This window comes from Plantactinospora sp. CA-290183, from assembly GCF_050936375.1.
Classification (GTDB): domain Bacteria; phylum Actinomycetota; class Actinomycetes; order Mycobacteriales; family Micromonosporaceae; genus Plantactinospora.
The window spans coordinates 120,421-140,718 of record NZ_JBNJMX010000006.1 but is presented as its reverse complement, the minus strand read 5'-3'; the positions used below and the strand labels follow the sequence as shown (position 1 = coordinate 140,718).

The 20,298-nt window shown below is 74.5% G+C and carries 15 protein-coding genes; 9 read left to right on the top strand and 6 right to left on the bottom strand.

The window, feature by feature from the left end; all coding sequences use genetic code 11:
- The first annotated feature begins 133 nt into the window (after window positions 1-133).
- Entirely contained in the window at window positions 134-1,618 is a 1,485-nt protein-coding gene (locus tag ACQEUR_RS14070; protein ID WP_433030258.1) for an RNB domain-containing ribonuclease, read from the top strand.
- An 86-nt stretch (window positions 1,619-1,704) separates the two neighbouring features.
- On the top strand, window positions 1,705-2,403 hold the full coding sequence (gene npdG / locus ACQEUR_RS14065) for an NADPH-dependent F420 reductase (protein ID WP_433030256.1): 699 nt from the start codon (window positions 1,705-1,707) through the stop codon (window positions 2,401-2,403).
- Window positions 2,404-2,521: 118 nt separating this feature from the next.
- Here the strand turns inward: npdG and panB are convergent, their stop codons facing one another.
- Both panB and ACQEUR_RS14055 read right to left on the bottom strand, forming a co-directional pair.
- Window positions 2,522-3,379 (bottom strand): 3-methyl-2-oxobutanoate hydroxymethyltransferase, encoded by an 858-nt coding sequence (panB, locus tag ACQEUR_RS14060; protein ID WP_433030254.1) that lies wholly within the window; start codon window positions 3,377-3,379, stop codon window positions 2,522-2,524.
- 113 nt (window positions 3,380-3,492) lie between these two features.
- On the bottom strand, window positions 3,493-5,310 hold the full coding sequence (locus ACQEUR_RS14055) for an NAD+ synthase (protein ID WP_433030252.1): 1,818 nt from the start codon (window positions 5,308-5,310) through the stop codon (window positions 3,493-3,495).
- Between the two features lie 256 nt (window positions 5,311-5,566).
- On the opposite strand from ACQEUR_RS14055, the gene ACQEUR_RS14050 reads away from it, so the two are divergent.
- Both ACQEUR_RS14050 and ACQEUR_RS14045 read left to right on the top strand, forming a co-directional pair.
- Window positions 5,567-6,919 (top strand): glutamine synthetase family protein, encoded by a 1,353-nt coding sequence (locus ACQEUR_RS14050; protein WP_433030250.1) that lies wholly within the window; start codon window positions 5,567-5,569, stop codon window positions 6,917-6,919.
- Window positions 6,920-7,069: 150 nt separating this feature from the next.
- Complete coding sequence (locus ACQEUR_RS14045; RefSeq protein WP_433030249.1) at window positions 7,070-7,495, top strand: DUF350 domain-containing protein; 426 nt, start codon at window positions 7,070-7,072, stop codon at window positions 7,493-7,495.
- Window positions 7,496-7,557: 62 nt separating this feature from the next.
- On the opposite strand, the gene ACQEUR_RS14040 is transcribed toward ACQEUR_RS14045, so the two are convergent.
- Window positions 7,558-8,109 carry a hypothetical protein gene (locus ACQEUR_RS14040; protein ID WP_433030247.1) on the bottom strand — a complete coding sequence of 184 codons (552 nt, stop codon included), beginning with the start codon at window positions 8,107-8,109 and terminating at the stop codon, window positions 7,558-7,560.
- 337 nt (window positions 8,110-8,446) lie between these two features.
- Between ACQEUR_RS14040 and ACQEUR_RS14035 the strand changes: the two genes are divergently transcribed.
- Entirely contained in the window at window positions 8,447-10,009 is a 1,563-nt protein-coding gene (locus ACQEUR_RS14035; RefSeq protein WP_433030245.1) for a N,N-dimethylformamidase beta subunit family domain-containing protein, read from the top strand.
- A gap of 7 nt (window positions 10,010-10,016) precedes the next feature.
- On the opposite strand, the gene ACQEUR_RS14030 is transcribed toward ACQEUR_RS14035, so the two are convergent.
- Window positions 10,017-10,892 carry a S66 peptidase family protein gene (locus tag ACQEUR_RS14030; protein WP_433030448.1) on the bottom strand — a complete coding sequence of 292 codons (876 nt, stop codon included), beginning with the start codon at window positions 10,890-10,892 and terminating at the stop codon, window positions 10,017-10,019.
- Window positions 10,893-11,048: 156 nt separating this feature from the next.
- Between ACQEUR_RS14030 and ACQEUR_RS14025 the strand changes: the two genes are divergently transcribed.
- The 4 genes from ACQEUR_RS14025 to ACQEUR_RS14010 all read left to right on the top strand — a co-directional run bounded on the left by ACQEUR_RS14025 (window position 11,049) and on the right by ACQEUR_RS14010 (window position 18,423).
- Window positions 11,049-11,828 (top strand): type 1 glutamine amidotransferase, encoded by a 780-nt coding sequence (locus ACQEUR_RS14025; protein WP_433030243.1) that lies wholly within the window; start codon window positions 11,049-11,051, stop codon window positions 11,826-11,828.
- Between the two features lie 13 nt (window positions 11,829-11,841).
- Window positions 11,842-14,952, top strand: a complete 3,111-nt coding sequence (locus ACQEUR_RS14020) for a bifunctional [glutamine synthetase] adenylyltransferase/[glutamine synthetase]-adenylyl-L-tyrosine phosphorylase (protein WP_433030241.1) — start codon at window positions 11,842-11,844, stop codon at window positions 14,950-14,952.
- A complete protein-coding gene (locus ACQEUR_RS14015) occupies window positions 14,945-16,678 on the top strand; it encodes a hypothetical protein (protein WP_433030239.1) in 1,734 nt (577 codons plus the stop codon). The genes ACQEUR_RS14020 and ACQEUR_RS14015 overlap by 8 nt, the downstream gene beginning before the upstream one ends.
- Window positions 16,679-16,884: 206 nt before the next feature.
- Window positions 16,885-18,423: a pyridoxal phosphate-dependent decarboxylase family protein gene (locus ACQEUR_RS14010; protein ID WP_433030237.1), complete on the top strand. Its 1,539-nt coding sequence runs from the start codon at window positions 16,885-16,887 to the stop codon at window positions 18,421-18,423.
- 142 nt (window positions 18,424-18,565) lie between these two features.
- On the opposite strand, the gene ACQEUR_RS14005 is transcribed toward ACQEUR_RS14010, so the two are convergent.
- Window positions 18,566-19,720, bottom strand: coding sequence for a GlsB/YeaQ/YmgE family stress response membrane protein (locus ACQEUR_RS14005; RefSeq protein ID WP_433030235.1), 1,155 nt, complete (start codon window positions 19,718-19,720; stop codon window positions 18,566-18,568).
- Window positions 19,717-20,139, bottom strand: a complete 423-nt coding sequence (locus tag ACQEUR_RS14000; RefSeq protein ID WP_433030233.1) for a PadR family transcriptional regulator — start codon at window positions 20,137-20,139, stop codon at window positions 19,717-19,719. The genes ACQEUR_RS14005 and ACQEUR_RS14000 overlap by 4 nt, the downstream gene beginning before the upstream one ends.
- Window positions 20,140-20,298 lie beyond the last annotated feature (159 nt).

The following is a 20,298-nucleotide window of genomic DNA, read 5'->3' as shown; positions in this document are numbered from 1 at the left end:
GGCGCCGGGGCATCGCCGTCCGGCACCGCCACGGTGCCGGACGCGGGCCTGTCCGGCCTCCCCGACCGGTGCCGGACCGGATCCGCGCGGCGCGCTGACCCGGTCCGGACGGCGGCACTGGTAGGAATGACGGGTGGTGATCCGACGCGTAGTCGCCCCCCGTATCGATTTCAGCGCATTGCGCCGCGAGCTGGAACTGCCCACGCGGTTCCCGCCCGCGGCGCAACGCGAGGCCGACGAGGCGGCGGCCGGCCCGCCCCGTCCCGACACCGACCGCACGGACATCCCGTTCGTCACGATCGACCCGGCCTCCTCCCGCGACCTCGACCAGGCGCTGTGTCTGCGGAGCCGGCCGGGTGGTGGCTACCGGGTGCACTACGCGATCGCCGACGTCGCGGCCCACGTCAGGCCCGGCGGCGAGCTGGAGGCGGAAACCTGGCGGCGGGGGCAGACCCTCTACCTGCCGGACGGGAACATCCCGCTGCACCCCGAGACGCTCAGCGAGGGCGCGGCCAGCCTCCTTCCGGAACTCGACCGGGCCGCCGTCGTCTGGACCATCGACCTCGACCCGGACGGCGACACCGTCTCGGTACGGCTGGAGCGGGCCCGGGTACGCAGTCGCGCCAAGCTCGACTACGCGGGCGTGCAGGCCGACGCCGACGCCGGTCGGCTGGCCGAGCCGATCGCACTGCTGCCCGAGATCGGCGCCCTGCTGACCGCACGCGGGCTGGGGCGTGGGGCGATCAACCTGCCGTTGCCGGAGCAGGAGGTCGAGCCCGACGGCGACGGCTGGCGTCTCGTGCTGCGGGCACCGGTGCCGGTCGAGGACTTCAACGCCCAGATCTCCCTGCTCACCGGGATGGCCGCCGCCGACATCATGCTCGCCGGCCGGGTCGGGCTGCTCCGTACGATGCCGGCGCCGAAGCCGGAGGCGGTGCGGGGGCTCCAGGTCGCGGCGGCCGGGCTGGGCGTACCCTGGCCGCCCGACGCCAGCGTGGGACAGGTGGTGGCCGCCGTCGACCCGGCGCAACCGCGCGGTGCCGCCTTCCTCGACCACGCGGCGGAGCTGTTGCGGGGCGCGGGCTACACCGCGTTCGACGGCGCCGTCCCGGAGCAGCCGGAGCACGGCGGGATCGCCGCCGCGTACGCGCACGTGACGGCACCGCTGCGCCGGCTCGCCGACCGGTACGCCACCGAGGTCTGCCTCGCCCTGCACGAGGGGCGCCCGGTGCCGGAGTGGGCCCGGGCCGCGCTGCCGAGGTTGCCGGAGGTGATGGCCTCGACCGACCGGGTCGCCTCGACCGCCACCCGCAGCGCCGTGGAACTCACCGAGGCGGTCGTGCTGCGGGACCGGCTCGGCCAGACGTTCGAGGCGGCGGTGGTCGACGTGGACCCGCCCGCTCCGGCACCCCGTTCGGCGACCTCGCCGGCGGGTCCGGCGACGCCCGCCCCGGAGGCCCCGGCCCGGGCGACCCGGCGCCCGGCCGGCACGGTGGCGCTGGACGAGCCACCGGTACGGGCGCGCTGCACCGGCGAGCTGCCGCTGGGGGAGCGGGTACAGGTGCGACTGGTCACCGCCGACCCGGTCCGCCGCACGGTGCTCTTCGAACGGGCCTGAGTCCCACTCGTCGCCGAGCCGCCGAGCCGCCGAGCCGCCGAGCCGCCGAGCCGGTCCCGGACCGGTCGTTTGCGAGGATGGCCGGTATGGCATACGACGCGAGCGGACTGCCCGACGTGACCGGGTTGGTCGTCGGCATCATCGGCGGCACGGGGGACCAGGGCAGGGGGCTGGCCTACCGGCTGGCCCGGGCGGGACAGCGGGTACTCATCGGCTCCCGGTCGGCGGAGCGGGCGGTGTCGTCGGCGGAGGAGATCGGCGCGCTGCCCGGGATACCGGCCGGTGCCGCGCTGTCCGGGGGCGCCAACGCGGACGTGGCGAGCCGGTCCGACGTGGTGGTCGTCGCGGTCCCCTGGGACGGGCACCGGGCCACCCTCGCCGAGTTGCGGGGACCGCTGGCCGGCAAGATCGTGATCGACTGTGTCAACCCGCTCGGCTTCGACAAGCAGGGTCCGTACCCTTTGCCGGTCGAGGAGGGCAGCGCCGTGCAGCAGGCTGCCGCGCTGTTGCCGGACTCCCGGGTCTGCGCCGCGTTCAACCACGTCAGCGCGCCGCTGCTGGCCGATCCCGAGATCGACCGGATCGACCTGGACGTGCTGATCTGCACCGAGGACCGGGAGCTGGTCGGGGTGGTCGCCGCGCTCGCGGCCCGGATCCCCGGGATGCGCGGCATCTACGCCGGGCGGCTGCGCAACGCGCACCAGGTCGAGGCGTTCACCGCCAACCTGATCGCGATCAACAAGCGGTACAGGGCGCACGCCGGCATCCGGGTCACCGACCTCTGACCCGCGCCACCGCCCGCCCCCCGTCCTCGCCCCTTTTGAAGATCCGCGTGATCAGGGAGCTGCACCCGCGACGCGCCGTCGACACGCGCGAAAAGCTCCCTGATCACGCGGATCTTGGTTAGAAGGTGTGGTGGGGGGTGGGGAACTCACCCTCGCGGACCTCTTCGGCGAACTGGCGGGTGGCTTCGGTGAGGGTGCCGGCCAGGTCGGCGTAGCGCTTGACGAAGCGGGGCATCCGGCCGGACCGCAGGCCGGCCATGTCCTGCCAGACCAGCACCTGGGCGTCGGTGTCCGGCCCGGCACCGATTCCGATGGTGGGGATCGGCAGCTCGTGGGTGATCCGCTTGGCCACCTCGCCGGGGACCATCTCCAGCACCACCGAGAACGCGCCGGCCTCGGCGACCGCGTGCGCGTCCGCCACCACCTCGTCGGCGGCCTCGCCCCGCCCCTGCACCCGGTAGCCGCCGATCGCGTGCTCCCGCTGCGGCGTGAAGCCGATGTGCGCCATCAGCGGGATGCCGGCCCCGGTGATCGCCCGGATCTGCTCGGCGACGTACCGGCCACCTTCCAGCTTCACCGCGTGGCAGCCACCCTCCTTCATGAACCGTACGGCGGTGCGCAGCGCCTGGGCCGGGCCCTCCTCGTACGAGCCGAAGGGCAGGTCGGCGACGACCAGCGGGTAGCTGGTGGCGCGTACCACCGCGCGGACCAGCGGGAGCAGTTCGTCGACGGTGACCGGCACCGTCGTCTCGTAACCGAAGACGTTGTTCGCGGCCGAGTCGCCGACCAGCAGCACCGGGATCCCGGCCTGCTCGAAGATGGCGGCGGTGTACTGGTCGTACGAGGTCAGCATCGGCCACCGGTCGCCGCGCTCCTTGGCGGCGAGCAGGTCGCGGGTACGCACCCGCCGGGTCGCCGGCCCGCCGTAGAGGGTCGGCACCTCCGCCGGAGCGGGGTTGATCCCTTGCTCGGACATCCTGGTCTCCTCTCACCTCGAGGCCGCGCTCACGGTCCCCGGGTCACTGCCGATCGTCGCACCGCGGGCGACGGCACCGGCAGAGAAGAGTGCAGGTTGTCACAGCCGGGGGGTCAGCTCCGCTCCCGCCACCGGTTGGTGATGGGCAGCCGGCGGTCGCGGCCGAAGGACTTGTGCGAGATCTTCGGGCCCGGGGCGGACTGCCGGCGCTTGTATTCCGCGACGTCCACCATCCGCAGCACCCGGTCCACCACCTCCGGGTCGTGGCCCTCCGCGACCAGGTCGTCCCGGCCCTGGTCACCGTCGACGTAGCCGGCCAGGATCGCGTCGAGCACGGAGTAGTCGGGGAGGGTGTCGGTGTCGAGCTGACCCGGGCTCAGCTCGGCGCTCGGCGGCTTGCTGATCGAGTTCTCCGGGATCGGCGCCGGCTCACCGCGCCGGGCCGCCTCCGCGTTGCGCCAGGTCGCCAGCCTCCACACCAGGCTCTTCCAGACGTCCTTGAGCGGGTTGAAGCCGCCGACCGAGTCGCCGTAGAGGGTGGAGTAGCCGACCGCCAGCTCGCTCTTGTTGCCGGTGGTCAGCACCAGGTGCCCCTCCTGGTTCGACAGCGCCATCAGCAGTACCCCCCGGACCCGGGCCTGGAGGTTCTCCACCGACATCCCGGACAGCGAGAGGTTGGCCAGGAAGCTGTCGACCATCGGCTGGACCGGCTCGACCCGGTAGTCCAGCCCGGTCCGCTTGGCCAGCTCGGCCGCGTCGTCCCGGGAGTGCTCCGAGGAGTACTGGCTGGGCATCGAGACCCCGACGACCCGCCCGGCGCCGAGCGCGTCCACCGCGATGGCGGCGACGATCGCGGAGTCGATGCCGCCGGAGAGGCCGAGCACCACCGAGCGGAAGCCGTTCTTGTCGACGTAGTCCCGCAGCCCCACCACCAGCGCCTGCCAGACCTCGCCCTCGTCGACGACCGGCTCGGTGACGCCGCCGCTGGCCGCCGGTCCGGCCGGTGCGGGCACGGTGTCGCTGACGTGGATCCGGGTGATCGCCATGTCGTCCGGCGTGCCGGCCGAATCCTGGTGGGCGGTCTCCACCCCGGCCGGGGTGGTGCCGGCCCGGTCGCCGGCCGGCGCCTGCGTCTCGGCGGGCCCCCCGGGCAGCTCGACGTCGTGCAGCAGCAGGTGCTCGACGAACTGCGGGGCCCGGGTCAGCAGCGTGCCGTCCGCGCCGACGATCATCGAGTCGCCGTCGAAGACCAGCTCGTCCTGGCCGCCGACCATGTTGACGTACGCGATCGCCGCGCCGGCCTCGGCGGCGCGGCGGCGGACCAGCGGCAGGCGCAGGTCGTCCTTGTTCAGCTCGTACGGCGAGCCGTTGATGTTGACGACCAGCCCTACCCCGGCGCGGCGGGCGACCGCGAAGGGCCCGCCGGGCTGCCACAGGTCCTCGCAGATGGTCAGCGCCACGTCCACCCCGCCGATCCGGACGACCGTCAGGGTGTCGCCGGAGACGAAGTAGCGGTCCTCGTCGAAGACGCCGTAGTTGGGCAGGTGGTGCTTGAAGTAGCGGGCGGCGACCCGGCCGCCGTGCAGCACGGCGAGCGCGTTGCGTGGACCGTGGCTCGATGCCGCCGCCGCCCCGGCGCTGGCCGGGCCGTCGGCGTCGAGGTAGCCGACGAGCACCGCGAGGCCACCGAGGCCGTCCGCGGCGAGGTCGGCGGCGAGCCGGTCGAGGGCGGCCCGGGAGGCGGCGACGAAGGAGTCCCGGAAGACCAGGTCCTCGACGGGGTAACCGGTGAGCATCATCTCGGGGAACGCCACGAGGTGCGCGCCGGCGGCAGCGGCGGCGCGGGACCGTTCAAGGACGATCGACGCGTTGCCGGCGAGGTCCCCGACGGTCGGGTTTACCTGGGCGAGGGCTAGGCGCAGGGTCGGCATGCCCCCATCTTGCCCCAGCGGACCGTCTCCCATTCCGCGCGCCGGCCGCACCCCGGGTCCGGCCGCACCGGGATCTTGGAGAATCGGCCGTACCGTATTTTTGCGGATCAAATCCGTCAAGCGGACACGCTGCGTCACCCCGTACATCGGTTCCGGTCTCGGTCACGTAACGTCGACGAAACGGAACCGGTGAAGACTGGACCGCTAGGCCGGACGCCGGCTGGGCCGGTCCGAACAGAGTGTGCGAGGGGTTGAAGTGGACCGTCAGCAGGAGTTCGTGCTCCGTACGCTGGAAGAGCGTGACATCCGTTTTGTCCGGTTGTGGTTCACCGACGTGCTCGGCACGCTCAAGAGCGTCTCCGTGGCCCCCGCGGAGCTGGAGGCGGCCTTCGACGAGGGAATCGGCTTCGACGGATCCGCCATCGAGGGCTTCGCCCGGGTCTTCGAGTCCGACATGGTGGCGATGCCCGACCCGACGACGTTCCAGGTCTTCCCCTTCGAGGGCGGGGTCAGCGGAGAGAGCGCCAGGATGTTTTGCGACATCCTGCTGCCCGACGGCAGCCCCTCCTGGGCCGACCCCCGCCACGTGCTGCGGCGGGCGCTGTCCAAGGCGGCGGAGAAGGGCTTCACCTTCTACACCCACCCCGAGATCGAGTTCTTCCTGCTGGAGAACGGCCCCAACGACGGCTCGCTGCCGATCCCGGTCGACTCCGGCGGCTACTTCGAGCACACCACCCACGCGGTGGCCCGGGACTTCCGCCGGCAGGCGGTGCTGGCCCTGGAACGGATCGGCATCTCGGTCGAGTTCAGCCACCACGAGGTCGCGCCCGGCCAGCAGGAGATCGACCTGCGCTACGCCGACGCCCTCACCACGGCCGACAACATCATGACCTTCCGGCACATGGTCAAGGAGGTCGCACTCTCCACCGGCGTACGGGCCAGCTTCATGCCCAAGCCCTTCACCGACCAGCCGGGCAGCGGGATGCACACCCACCTCTCCCTCTTCGAGGGCGAGCGCAACGCCTTCCACGACGCCGGTGACCCGATGAAGCTCTCCAAGGTCGGCAAGGCCTTCATCGCCGGGCTGCTCACCCACGCCCGGGAGTACACGGCGGTCACCAACCAGTGGGTCAACTCGTACAAGCGGCTCTTCCCGCAGGCGCTGCCGGACCGGATCACCGAGTCGCCGGCGTACGTCTGCTGGGGGCACCTCAACCGCTCCGCCCTGGTCCGGGTGCCGGCGTACGGCAAGCCGAACTCCGCCCGGGTCGAGGTCCGCTCGCCGGACTCGGCGACCAACCCGTACCTCTCCTTCGCGGTGCTGCTCGGGGCCGGGCTGAAGGGGATCGAGGAGGGCTACGAGCTGCCGCCGGGGGCCGAGGACGACGTCTGGTCGCTCTCCAACGCCGAGCGCAAGGCGATGGGGTACGAGTCGCTGCCGGAGAACCTGGCCGAGGCGATCGACGTGATGTCCGGCTCGGAGCTGGTCGCCGAGGTCCTGGGCGAGCACGTCTTCGACTTCTTCCTGCGCAACAAGCGCGCCGAGTGGGAGCAGTACCGCCGCGAGGTCACCCCGTACGAGCGGCAGCGCTACCTCGGCCTGCTCTGAGGTGTAAGGAAGGGCCCCTTCTTATCGCTTTCGGTAGAGGAGGGGCCCCCGCTTAACCTGTCGGGGCCGCGGACGGCTTGCGCCCGCGGGCTATCGTCCTGACGACGCCGCTGACCCAGCGGCGTCGATGGACGCGATGGGAGACAGTCGGTGGTGGAGGATCTGTTCCAGGGAGCCTGGCAGAGTATCGTCTTCGGAGCGCTGGGCATCGCGCTGATGGCGGCCGGGTTCGGGCTGGTGGACCTGCTCACCCCCGGCCGGTTGCGTGACCTCATCTGGGTGCAGCGCAACAGCAACGCCGCGCTGCTGCTGCTGGCCAACCAGCTCGGCATCGCCGGGATCGTCTTCACCGCGATCCTGACCAGTTACACGTCCTTCACCAAGGGCCTCGCCTCCACCGCCCTGTTCGGTCTGGTCGGCATCGGGATCATGGCGCTGGCCTTCCTGGTGCTCGACTGGCTCACCCCCGGCAAGCTCGGCGAGGTGATCTGCTCCGAGCAGCCGCATCCGGCCGCCCGGGTCAGCGCGGCGACCCACTTCGGCGCCGCGCTGATCGTCTGCGCCTGCATCGCCTGAGGTCGACCGCGCCCGGGTAGGCGGCGCGGGTCTGCGCCCGCGCCACCCACCCGGCCGGGTGGCTACTTCTCGGTCGGCGCGTCCGGCTTGTCCTCGGGAGCACCGGCGGGGCCGACCCCCGGGCCGGCCCTGCCCGGCAGCACGCCCGCCTTCACCGCGGCGAGAATGGCATCGGCCTGCTCCTGGCTGAGTTTGCCGTCCTTCACCGCCTGGTCGATCCGCGCCGTGAACGCGGCCTCCCGCTCGGCGGCCGTTCCGGCGCCCTGCCGTTCCTTCAGCGCGCCCTTCCGGTCGTCGTCCTTCCCGGCGTCGGGCCGCTCCTTCGCCTCGGCCCGCATTCGTTCCTTGATCTTGGTGAGCGCGTCCTCGATCCTGTCCTGCGGGACGCCCAGTTCGGTGGCGAGTTCCTCGGCCAGCCTGTTCCGGTGCTCCGCCCCGGGCCGGTCGCGGTCCCCGGCGGTATCGCCGTCGGGCTTCGCCGAGCCGGACGTGGACGGGGCCGGCGACGGCGTCTCCTCGGCGGAAGCCGCGGTCGGGGCGGCGAGGCCCACCGCGAGCATCCCCGCGGCGGCCAGACCGCCGAGCACCCTCTTGCGCGACAGCAACCTGCTCATCTGCGTCTCCTTCCTGGAACACATGTGACGACGGATCGACCGTGCTGCATCGCGCTGGGCCGTACCCGTGCGGGGGCTGTCAGCGGGCTGAGAATCGGAAGCTCCGGCCGGAGGATCGGAATGCCGTCGTGCTCGTGCCGAGCCGACGCCGGCTGGACCTCCCTGGTATCGGCTGGCCGACTTTGCACCCGGCGGTGCAACCGGGCGCACCCCCCGGACGTGACATAGGCAAACGCGGACGGGCCCCACGCCGGTCCGGACAACGCAACACATGCGTGCCACCACTGTCCACATTGGACAGCGATGGGTGCTGCGCTCGTCACGGGGGAGAAGCGACATGACGGATGGATCACCGGGCTGGTCCCGACGCCGGACCCTGGGTGTACTCGGCGCCGGCGGCGCGCTGGCCGCGGCGGGAGGCGCCGGGTACCAGTGGGAGTCGAGGCGTACGCCGGCCCCGCCGCGCGACCCCTACTACCGGGGCGACGCGGGACCGGGAGTGGCCGTTGCCGTGGCCCGGTGGGTGTCGGGCACCGGAACCTCCGAGGTGGCCCGGGAGAACGCCCGAGCGGGCACCGCCGGCTTCAGCATCGACGGTCGCCGGTTCGGGGACGACGAACACGGTCAGATCGCCGGTTACGCCTCCTCGACCAGCGTCGAGATCGGCGGCGACCTCGACTTCCACGTCTCCGTCGCCCCGGCACAGCGGTACCGGATCGAGGTGTATCGGGTGGGGCACTACGACGGCGCCGGCGGGCGGCTCGTCGCCGCGAGCCCCTGGCTGGCCGGGCGGACCCAGGCCGCGCCGACGGTGGACCCGGAGAGCCGGATGGTGCGCTGCGACTGGGAGCCCGGCTGGCGGCTGCGGGTGGACCGGTCCTGGGTCAGCGGCTACCACCTGGCGCTGCTGACCAACGCCGACGGCTGGTGCCGGTGGGTCCCGTTCGTGGTGCGGAACCCCGCGCAGTCCAGCGCCGGCCTGGTGGTGATCCCGACCAGCACCTACCAGGCGTACAACATGTGGCCGCACGACGGACGCACCGGAGCGAGCCTGTACTACGGCTTCGAGGCGTCGGGCCGGAAGACCACCGGACCCCGGTCGCGCGCGGTCAGCCACGACCGCCCGTACCGGGACAGCGGAATCCCCACCGCGGCCCAACACGACCTCGGCTTCACACGGTGGATCGAGGGGTACGGCGACGACGTCACCTACGCCACCAACGAGGACCTGGACACCGGCCGGATCGACCCGCGCCGGTACCGGGCGGTGATCTTCTGCGGGCACGACGAGTACTGGACGATCGAGATGCGCCGGGTGGTGGCGGCGGCCCGGGACAGCGGCACCGCTCTGGTCTTCCTCGGCGCCAACAACTGCTACTGGCGGATCCGGTACGGCACCTCGGACCGGCGACCCGACGACCGGGTGGTCGACTGCGCCAAGACCAGGGTCAGCCGCGGTCGCCCCGTCCCGCTGATGACCCAGTGGCGCTCCGCCGGCAGCCCCGAGCAGGAACTGATCGGCGCGCAGTACGTCAGCATGGTCGACGGCGCCGCGCCCCTGGTGATACGGAACAGCCGGCACTGGTTCTGGGCGGGGACGGGGCTGCGCGACGGCGACGGGATACCCCGGATCGTGGCGGGCGAGGCCGACCAGGTGATGCCGGGCGTCCGTACTCCCCGGGCAACCGAGCGGGCCGTGCTCGCCGCCTCGCCGTACACCCGGCTCGGCGAGGCGCACACCCAGCACAGCACGCTCTACCGGGCGCCCTCCGGAGCCTGGGTCTTCGCCGCCGGGTCGCTGGGCTGGACAGCCGGGCTGTACGCCGAGGGGTTCGTCGACGCCCGGCTCCAGCGCGCCACCCGCAACCTGCTCGACCGGGTGTTCGGCGTACCGGCGTAGTGGCCGGTCAGCGCACGGCGGGGGAGACGGTCAGCGTGCCGCCGGCGACGTCCAGTCTCGCCGGCACCCCCACCGGCACGGTGAGCTGGCCGACCCCGTGCCCGATCGGCAGCCCGCCGAGCACCGGTACGCCGAGATCGCCCAGCCGGTCGGCGAGGACGTCGGCCACGCCCACCGCCCAGCCGTCCGCACAGTCGGTGAACTGCCCCACCGCCACCCCGGCCAGGCCGGCCAGCACCCCGGCCCGGCGCAGCTGGGTCACCATCCGGTCGACCTTGTACGGCGGCTCCCCGACGTCCTCGATCAACAGGATCGCCCCGGTCAGGTCCGGCATGTCCGGGGTGCCCAGCGACGCCACCACCAGGCAGAGGTTCCCGCCGATCAGCGGACCGGCGGCGGTGCCGGCGACGGTGACCGCAGCGGTCTCCTCGGTCGGGACCCGGGACACCACCACCGGGTCGGTGCCCATCAGCGCGGCGCGCAGCGACTCGGCCGAGGCCGGCGGGGTGCGCTCGTCCAGCCAGGCGGCACCCGGGCCGTGCACGCTGGCCAGCCGGGCGCCGCGCCAGAGCGCGAGCTGGAGTGCGGTGATGTCGGAGAAACCGGCGACCACCTTGGGGTCGCGCCGCACCGCCGACATGTCGATCGCGTCGACGACCCGCTGCGCGCCGTAGCCGCCCCGGGTGCAGAGCACGCCCCGCACGTCGGGGTCGGCGAAGGCGGCGTTCAGGTCGGCGGCCCGCAGCGCGTCGTCCCCGGCCAGGTAGCCGCGCCGGGCGTACGCGTTGGGCGCCAGCACCGGACGCAGTCCCCAGCCGGTGAGCAGCTCCATGCCCCGGGCCACCCGCTCCGGCCTGGTCGGCCCGGAGGGCGACACCAGCATCACCGTGTCCCCGGGACGCAGCGCCGGCGGGCGTACGGCCTGGTCGTCGGACACCGCACCTCCTCGCTCCGCTCGCTGGCGGCCGAGAGCCCTCGCCTCCGCTGCCGGCCCAGAGCCTATCCGGGGGTGTCCGGGCCACCGGCTAGCCTCGACATCGTGGCAACCGCAACCGCGACCGCGCTGGTGATCGAGAACGACCCCACGGACGACGCACGCCGGCTGGGGGAGTGGCTGACCGAGGCCGGCCTCCGGCTGGAGGTGCTCCGGCCGTACGCCGGCGACGTCCTGCCCGACGACCTGACCGGGTACGCCGCGCTGGTGGTGCTCGGCGGCTACCAGAACCCGTACCCGGCGCCCGACGGCACGCCGGGCGCGCCCTGGTTCCGGGCGCTGGAGGGACTGCTCCGCAAGGCCGTCCGGTACCGGGTACCCACCCTGGCCATCTGCCTCGGCGCCCAGCTGCTGGCCACCGCGCACGCCGGGCTGGTCGAGCGGAGCGCCGCCGGGCCGGAGATCGGCCCGACCGTGGTGGGCAAGCGGGACGCGGCCGACGGCGACCCGCTGTTCCGGTACGTGCCGATGATCCCCGACGTGCTCCAGTGGCACGTGGACGAGATCACCGAGCTGCCCCGGGGCGCCGTGCTGCTGGCCGCCTCGACCCGCTACCCGCACCAGGCGTTCCGGCTCGGCGACCGGGCCTGGGGGCTGCAGTTCCACATCGAGTGCGACGCCGCCATGATCGCCGACTGGGCGTCGGACTCGGCGGTGCTGACCGAGCTGGACTACGACCCGGAGCTGGTGGTGGCCGCCTGCGCCGAGGTGCTGCCCGACCTGGAGGAGGTCTGGCAGCCCTTCGCCGCCCGGTTCGCCGCGCTGGCTCTCGGGCAGCTCGACGACCCGGAACCCCGGCGTACCCTGCCGCTGCTCGGGCAGTGAGGACCGCACCGGGATGAGCAGACCGACCAGCGCGCCCGCCCGCCTCGCCCGGTACGGCTTCGGCGTGGGCGACGGCAACAGCGCCGTCCGGGCCGCCGACCTGCTCGGCCCGGACGGGCTGGGACTGTGGGACACCGGGGTCCAGGAACCGGCCGACGAGACGGCCGGCGAGCTGCTCAGCGCGCTCTCCCGGGCCGCCGACCCCGACCTCGCGCTGCGCCAGCTGCACCGCATCGTCGAGGCGGAACGGCGGTCGGCGGGCGGCGCGGCGGTGGGCCTCGGGGACTCCTCGGCACTGCTCGCCGCCCTGCGGACCGATCCGGGGCTGCGCCGCAGGATGGTCGCGATCCTCGGGGCCTCGTCGGCGCTCGGCGACCACCTGATGGCCAACCCGGACCACTGGCGGACCCTGCGTACCGGCGCCGACGGGCTGCCGCCGAACGCCGAGGGGCTGCTGCACCCGGATCCGGACGGTCCGGGCGAGCCGGCGGACGGCTCCGGGGCGGGTGGCCGGCTGCCGGGGGTGGCCGCGCTGCGCCAGGCGTACCGGCTGGGACTGCTGCGGATCGCGGCGGGCGACCTGAGCGGCGGCCGGGGCCTGGAACAGACCATGGCGGCGCTCTCCGCGCTGGCCGACGCCACCCTGGCCGCCGCGTACGACATCGCGCTCGGCGAGCTGCCGGACGGTACGCCGCCGCCCCGGCTGGCGGTGGTGGCGATGGGCAAGTGCGGCGGTGGTGAGCTGAACTACGTCTCGGACGTGGACGTGATCTTCGTGGCCGCCGCCGACGAGGACCTGACCGCCGCCACCCAGGTCGCGACCCGGCTGATCCAGATCTGCGGGCTGGTCGCCTGGCCGGTGGACGCGGCGCTGCGCCCGGAGGGCAACCGTGGCCCGCTGGTGCGCACCCTCGGCAGCCACCTCGCCTACTACCGGCGCTGGGCCCGGACGTGGGAGTTCCAGGCGCTGCTCAAGGCCCGCCCGGCCGCCGGGGACACCGGGCTGGCCCGGGAGTGGATCGACCAGCTCGCCCCGCTGGTGTGGCGGGCGGCCGAGCGCCCGGAGGCGGTCGAGGACGTCCGGGCGATGCGCCGCCGGATCATCGACAACATCCCGCCCCGGGAGCTGGAACGGGAGATCAAGCGCGGTCCGGGCGGGCTGCGCGACATCGAGTTCGCCGTACAGCTGCTCCAGCTCGTGCACGGCCGGGTGGACGAGTCGCTGCGGGCCCCGGGCACCATCCCCGCGCTACGTGCCCTGGTCGTCGGCGGCTACGTGGGCCGGGCCGACGGCGAGGCGCTGCTGCGCGGGTACCGGTTCCTGCGCGGCGTCGAGCACCGGCTCCAGTTGCAGCACCTGCGGCGTACCCACACCGTGCCGGCGGAACCCGCCGCGCTGCGCTGGCTGGCGCACGCCCTCGGCTACACGGCGCTGCCGGGCCGGGGCGCCGTCGAGGCGTTCCGCGCCGACTGGGTCGCGCACGCCAGCGAGGTACGCCGGCTGCACGTCAAGCTGCTCTACCGGCCGCTGCTGGAGGCGGTCGCCCGGGTGCCCGCCAAGGGGCTGCGGTTGACCCCGGAGGCGGCCCGGGAACGTTTGGAGATCCTCGGTTTCGCCGACCCGGTCCGGGCGCTGCGGCACATCGAGGCGCTCACCGGCGGGGTGACCCGGACGGCGGCGATCCAGCGCACCCTGCTGCCGGTGCTGCTGCAGGAGTTCGCCGACGCGCCGGAGCCCGACCGGGGGCTGCTCAGCTACCGCCAGGTCTCCGACAAGCTGGGCGGCACCCCGTGGTACCTGCGACTACTGCGCGACGAGGGGCCGGTGGCCCGCCGGCTGGCCCGTACCCTGGCGCTCTCCCGCTACGTCGCGGACCTGCTGGCCCGCGATCCGGAGGCGCTGCGGCTGCTCGCCGAGGACGCCGAGCTGACCCCGCGCGGTGCCGGCGTGCTGCGGGACGGCCTGGCCGCCGCCGCCGGCCGGCACCTCGGCGGCCCGGGGCCGCGACCGGCCGACCCGACCGAGGGGATCCGGGCGGTACGCGCGCTGCGCAGCCGCGAGCTGATCCGGGTGGCCTGTGCCGACCTGCTGCACCGGGCCGGCCCGTTGGCGCCGGCCGCTGCCCCCGGTGCCGTCGCCCCGTCCGGTGCGACCGCCGGGGCCGCCCCGTTCGACGTCACCGCCGTCGGCTCGGCGCTCTCCGCCGTCACCGACGCGACCCTCGGGGCGGCGCTGCGGGTGGCCCGGGAGACCCAGCCGGAACTGCCCGGGCTCCGCTTCGCGATCATCGGGATGGGCCGGCTCGGCGGGTACGAGATGAACTACCTCTCCGACGCCGACGTGCTCTTCGTCTACGATCCGCCGCCCGGGGTCGCCGAGGACGCGGCCAGCGCGGCGGCCCGGGCGATCGCCGAGGAACTGCGCCGGCTGCTCGGCATGCCGGCGCCCGACCCGCCGCTCGGGGTCGACGCCGACCTGCGCCCGGAGGGCCGACAGGGGCCGCTGGTACGCAGCCTCGGCGCCTACGCGCAGTACTACGCCCGCTGGTCGAAGGTCTGGGAGGCGCAGGCCCTGCTCCGGGCCCGGTACGTCTGCGGTGACGCCGACCTCGGTGCGGAGTTCGAGGCCGTCGCCGATCCGGTGCGCTATCCCGACCGGGGCCTCACCCGTGAGCAGGTGGTCGAGATCCGGCGGATCAAGGCCCGGGTGGAGAACGAGCGGCTGCCCCGGGGCGCCGATCCGGCCACCAACACCAAGCTCGGCCGGGGCGGGCTGGCCGACGTGGAATGGGCCGTGCAACTGCTCCAGCTCCGGTACGCCGGCGCGCGGCCCGAGCTGCGCCACACCCGTACCCTCGACGCGCTGGCCGCCGCCCGCGCGGCCGGGCTGGTCGACGCCGCCGACGCCGAGGCGATGGCCGCGGGTTGGACCCTGGCCGCCCAGGTGCGCAACGCGCTGATGCTGGTGCGGGGCCGGACCGGCGACCAGTTGCCCCGGCACGGTGTCGAGCTGGCCGGGGTGGTCCGGTTGCTCGGCGGCCACGATCCCGGCGAGTTCCTGGACGACTACCTGCGCACCGCCCGGCGCTCCCGGACGGCGGCGGAGCGCGTGCTCAATGCCTGACCGGCGCCCGGCCCGCCGCCCGGTCGACCCGGTGCTCGGGGCGGTCGGCCTGGCCGGCCTGCTCGCCGTCGCGTTCCTGCTGGCGCCCCCGCTCGGCACCGACCTGTCCGCGCAGGTCGCCCGCGCCGACTTCTTCGCCCGGTACGGTTTCGCGCCGCTGGACCTCGGCTGGTACGGGGGCGTCTCGCCGCACGGGTACAGCCTGCTCACCCCGGCGCTGATGAGCTGGCTGGGCGGCGACACGCTCGGGCCCCGGCTGGCGGGCGCGATCGCGCTGGTCGGGTCGGCAGCGGCGCTGGCCCTGCTGATGCGGCGTACCGGGGCCCGCCGGCCGCTGCTCGGCGGGCTGGTCGGGGCGTTCTGCGTGGCCGGCAACCTCGCCTCCGGCCGGATCACCTACGCGGTCGGGGTGGCGTTCGGACTGCTCGCCCTGCTGGCGCTCACCGCCGCCCGGCCGGCGCCGCGCCGGGTCGGGGCCGGGGTCGCGGCGGTGCTGGCCGGCGCGGCCAGCCCGGTCGCCGGACTCTTCGTCGGCCTCGCCGGCGTCGCCCTGCTGGGTAAGGAAGGGCCCCTTCTTATCGCTTTCGGTAGAGGAAGGGCCCCCTATTCACACCTGAGGCGTGCACGCGGCGTCGGCGACGGCGCGGTGCTGGCGGTGGGGGCCGCGGTGCCGGTGGCCGGGCTGGGGCTGGTGTTCGGCGCGGGCGGCTGGATGAACATCAGCCTCACCGACACCGTCACGGCGGCGGTCGCGAGCGCGCTCGTCGCGGTGCTGGTGTCCCGGCGCGCGGTGCGGATCGGCGCGGTCCTGGCCACCCTGGGCGTGCTGCTGGCGTTCGCGGTCCGGACGCCAGTCGGGCTCAACGCGACCCGGCTCGCCGCGATGTTCGCGCTGCCGGTGCTGGTCGGCTACGCGGCGCTGCCGGTCGGGCTGGCCCGGCGCTGGTCACCCCGGGTCGCCGGGGCCGCCCTGGCCGGTGCGTTGGCGCTGGTCGCGGTCGTGGAACCGCCGGTACTGGTCGGCGACCTGCGGGCGGCCGGGGACCCGACCGCGTCCCGCGACTACTTCCGGCCACTGCTGGCCGAGCTGGCCCGCCGGCCGCCCGGCCGGATCGAGGTGGTGCCGACCGCCAACTACTGGGAGGCGGCGTACGTGCCGCAGGCCTCGCCGCTGGCCCGGGGCTGGCTGCGCCAGGCCGACCAGGCGCACAACCGGCTCTTCCTGGACGGCAGCGTCGACGCCGACTCGTACGGCCGGTGGTTGCGGCACAACGGCGTCGGGTACGTGGCGCTGGCCGGCGCGAAGCCGTCCTGGGTCGGCCGGCGGGAGGCGGACCTGGTCCGGGGCGGCCTGCCGTATCTGACACCGGTCTGGCAGCACCCGGACTGGACCCTGTACGCCGTGGCGGGCCCACCCTCCATCGTGGACGCCCTGGCCCCGTCCACGACGCCGGACGGCGGCGATCCGCCGGACGCTCCCCCCGCTCCCGGCACCCCCGCACCGGCTCCGCAACTCGTCCGCGCCACCCCGGCGGAACTGACCGTCGACGTGCCCACGCCCGGGGAGACCCTGGTCCGCCTCCGCTGGTCCCGTTGGCTGCGGGTCGAGGGGCCGGGAGCCTGCCTGGCCCCGCACGCCGAATGGACCGTCCTGCGCACCACCCATCCCGGCCGCTACCGCCTCACCGCCACCCTCACCGACCCCGGCCCCCAGTGCCCCACCTGACCCGAGTGCCCCCACCCGACCCCGGTGATCAGGGAACGGTTCCGCGTGTCGTACGGCGGGTCGCGGGTCCGACTCCCTGATCATCGGCAGCCAGCCCCCTCGGCGGCGCGGGGCACGGCCACGGGTTGGGAATTGGCCCGCTGCTGGGACCGGCCGGGGCTGGCAGGGTGGCAGGGGATCGCAGAGCGCGAAGAAGGGGGGTCGGCGTGGGGGATCCGTTGCACGACCGGGACGCGGCCGGGGCGGCGCTGGAGCAGGTGTACGCGGCCGCGGGCCCGTACCTGGACTCGCTCGCCGACCGCCCGGTGTACGACCCGGCAACCGAACCGCTGCTCGCCGAGCTCTCCGCCCTGACCGAGGACGGCGGGCTCCCGGAGAAGGGCGAGGGGACGGCCGCCGCCCTGCACCGGCTGCTGCGGGTCGGCACCGCCGCGGCGACCCACTCGGCCGGCCCGCGCTTCTTCCACTTCGTCATCGGCGGGGCCACCCCGGCCGCTCTCGCCGCCGACTGGACCGCCTCGCTGCTGGACCAGAACGCCGGCTTCCGGGCCTCCTCACCGCTCGCCGCCGAACTGGAGACGATCGCGCTGCGCTGGCTGCGCGAGCTGTTCGGCCTCCCCGACTCGTACGGCGGGGCGCTGGTCGCCAGCGCCACCTTCGCCAACTTCACGTCCCTGTCCGTGGCGACGCACTGGTGGGCCGAGCAGCACGACGTGGACGTGGCGGCCGACGGGCTCGCCGCGCTGCCCCGGATGCCGGTGCTCTCCGGCGGGTACGTGCACGCGAGCGCCCGCAAGGCGTTGCAGATGCTCGGCCACGGACGCGACACCGTGGAGGTGTACGCCCGCGACCGGGTGGGCCGGGTCGATCTGCCGGCGATCGAGCGGCGGCTCGCCGAGCTGGCCGGGCCGGCCGTGCTGATCGCCAACGCCGGCGAGGTCAACGCCGGCGACTTCGACCCGATCGACGCCCTGGCCGACCTCGCCGAGCGGTACGGCGCGTGGCTGCACGTCGACGGCGCGTTCGGGCTCTTCGCCGCGCTGTCCCCGCGTACCGCCGGACTGTTGCGGGGCGTCGAGCGGGCCGACTCGATCGCGTGTGACGGGCACAAGTGGCTCAACGTGCCGTACGAGAGCGGCTTCGCGTTCCTGCGTGAGCCGTCCCGGCTGCCGGCGGCGTTCGGCATGCCGGGCACCACGTACCTGCCGGGGCCGGGCAGCCCGCTCTGGGCCGACGGGGGAGGGTCGGCCGGGCAGCGCCCCGGGTCGGCCCGCTCGGTCCAGCCGGCCGCGCCCGCCGCCCGGGACATGGACTACGCGCTGCACGGCCCGGAGTCGTCCCGGCGGGCCCGGTCGATGCCGATCTGGGCGACCCTGGCCGCGTACGGCCGGGACGGCCACCGGTCGATGGTGGAGCGGCAGCTCGACCTGGCCCAGCGGCTCGCCCGGCTGGTCGACGAGGCACCCGACCTGGAACGGCTGGCCGAGGTGCCGCTCTGCATCGTCTGTTTCCGGGCCCGTCCGGGGCACGTGCCCCCGGACGAACTCGACGACCTCAACCGTCGGCTCGGTGCGGCCCTGCTCGACGACGGCCGGGTCTACGCCGGCACCACCGTCTACGACGGACGGGTCGCCCTGCGCCCGGCGATCGTGAACTGGCGGACCACCGAGGCGGACATCGACCTGCTGGTCGAGGTGGTACGCGAGTTGACCGCCCGCCTCGGTCCACCGCCCCCGCCGAGGTGATCAGGGAACCGCTCGGCGCGCCGGAATGCCGGCTCCCTGATCACCACGATCACGCCCCCGATCCGTCCCACGTCCCGTCCGTCACCTGATCGGCCCCGTGCCCGACCAGGGGGCGGTCGGCCCGTGCCCGGCCAGGGGCCGGTCAGCCGGCGACCGGCGGTGGCGGTGTCATGGTGTGCTGCCCACAGGTCGGGCACGGGTGGGAGTGCGTCCGCCTCCGGACCGCCCGGTGCCGGACGGCCCGCCCGGCGATCGCGGCGGCCAGCACCGCGGCCCCCGCCAGGACGACCAGCGCGGCCGTCGCGGCGTACATCCACCAGGTCGGGCCGCCGCCCCGGGCACCCCAGGAACCACGGGCGAGCGGCTCCACGCAGAGCAGGCCGGCCGGGGTCATCAACAGCAGGGTTGCCCACAGGCCGCTGTCGTCACCCCGCAGCGCCCGGCCGATGCCGACGACCAGGGCGAGCGCCACCACCGGCCCACCGGCCATGGCCAGGGTCTCCGGCGTGGAGAGGTACGAGGTGAACCACCGTCCGCTGCCCTGGGCGTACCGGAATCCCTCGGACACGGCCACCCCGACCCCCGCCCCGAGCAGCGGAGTGATCCGCTGGATCCACCCTGGATCCGCGGGCAGCGCCAGCGCCGTCAGGCCGAGCGCGAGAGCGGGGACGAGCACGAAGAGCGGCGGCCGGGGCAGGCCGGTGAGCGCGGACACCGGCGGCAGGAGGAGGGTCAGCAGCACCGTACCGGCCGCGGTCCGCCGGGCCCAGCGCCCCGGCAGCGCCGCCGCGACCAGCCCCACGAGCAGCCAGCCGGCCCAGATCAGCGCACCGAGGGTCTGGACCGGACCCACCGATTCCACCCGCGCGAAACGCGGGTTCGCGAACTCGACCTGAGGCAGCAGGAACGCCGCCAGCGCCATCAGGGTGCCCAGCGCGATCGTCGCGGCGGTCGGCAGGCCGGCGGCGAGACCCAGGGCGCCGTACTCGCGCAGCCGCTGCCGCAGCCCGGCACGCAGCATGTCGAAGGCGTCTTCCGCGGAGGGCCAGCGCCGCTGCGGGTCCACCAGATCGAGGTACGTACCGACGATCTCCTCGCCTCGGCCGGCGCGGTAGCCGGCCGGGTAGGCGCGCAGCAATCGCCGGTAGCGGCGCTCCAGCGGTATCCCGCCGCCGTCCGGATTCGGTGGCGACGTCGGTGCGGCCGGTGTCGTCGCAGCGTCGGCTGCGTTCGGCGCGGTGGGTGCGTCCGGCTCGTTGGGCTCGGTGGGCGTGGTGGGCGTGGTGGGCTCGGTCATGCCGGGCCTCCGGCCGGTCGGGAGACGGGGCGGACGGTCGGGGTCGGGCGGGGGAGGAAACCCCGGGTGGCGCCGTCGGGTCGGGCGGCGGGGCGGGCGCGGGCCCGCAGCCGTTGGCTGGCGGCCTCGACGTTGCGGCGCAACCGTTCGGTCTCGGCGGCCAGCGACGCGTCCCCGGCCTCCGTCAGCCGGTAGTAGCGGCGGAGCCGGCCGCCGACGACCTCCTCGCGGTCGGGCGCGACGAGCCCCTCCTCGGTGAGCCGGTCCAGGGCGCCGTAGAGCGTGCCGGGACGCAGCGCGAGCCGCCCCTCGGAGAGCGCGGCAACCTCGTTGACGATGCCGTACCCGTGCATCGGCTCCCGGGCGAGTGCGGTGAGGATCAGGAACGTCGGTTCCCGCAACGGGCTGGGTGTGGTCATCGCGTCAATATATCGTCTACAACGCTATATCGGTACCGAAGCTATCGGCGCGTCGAGGGACCGGAGGAGACGCCGACTTCCCGAGGAGAGGTGCCCGGAATGCGGCCGGGCCGGCCCGCCGTGCTGGCGGACCGGCCCGAACCGGTGAGGCGTGGAGGC

Excerpts from the sequence above, each read along its gene's own strand:
- ACQEUR_RS14055 (WP_433030252.1), bottom strand. The coding sequence starts at position 5,310 with ATGCCGACCCTGCGCCTAGCCCTCGCCCAGGTAAACCCGACCGTCGGG.
- panB (WP_433030254.1), bottom strand. The coding sequence starts at position 3,379 with ATGTCCGAGCAAGGGATCAACCCCGCTCCGGCGGAGGTGCCGACCCTC.
- ACQEUR_RS14005 (WP_433030235.1), bottom strand. The coding sequence starts at position 19,720 with ATGACCGAGCCCACCACGCCCACCACGCCCACCGAGCCCAACGAGCCG.
- npdG (WP_433030256.1), top strand. The coding sequence starts at position 1,705 with ATGGCATACGACGCGAGCGGACTGCCCGACGTGACCGGGTTGGTCGTC.
- ACQEUR_RS14030 (WP_433030448.1), bottom strand. The coding sequence starts at position 10,892 with ATGCTGGTGTCGCCCTCCGGGCCGACCAGGCCGGAGCGGGTGGCCCGG.
- ACQEUR_RS14035 (WP_433030245.1), top strand. The coding sequence starts at position 8,447 with ATGACGGATGGATCACCGGGCTGGTCCCGACGCCGGACCCTGGGTGTA.
- ACQEUR_RS14015 (WP_433030239.1), top strand. The coding sequence starts at position 14,945 with ATGCCTGACCGGCGCCCGGCCCGCCGCCCGGTCGACCCGGTGCTCGGG.
- ACQEUR_RS14020 (WP_433030241.1), top strand. The coding sequence starts at position 11,842 with ATGAGCAGACCGACCAGCGCGCCCGCCCGCCTCGCCCGGTACGGCTTC.
- ACQEUR_RS14000 (WP_433030233.1), bottom strand. The coding sequence starts at position 20,139 with ATGACCACACCCAGCCCGTTGCGGGAACCGACGTTCCTGATCCTCACC.
- ACQEUR_RS14040 (WP_433030247.1), bottom strand. The coding sequence starts at position 8,109 with ATGAGCAGGTTGCTGTCGCGCAAGAGGGTGCTCGGCGGTCTGGCCGCC.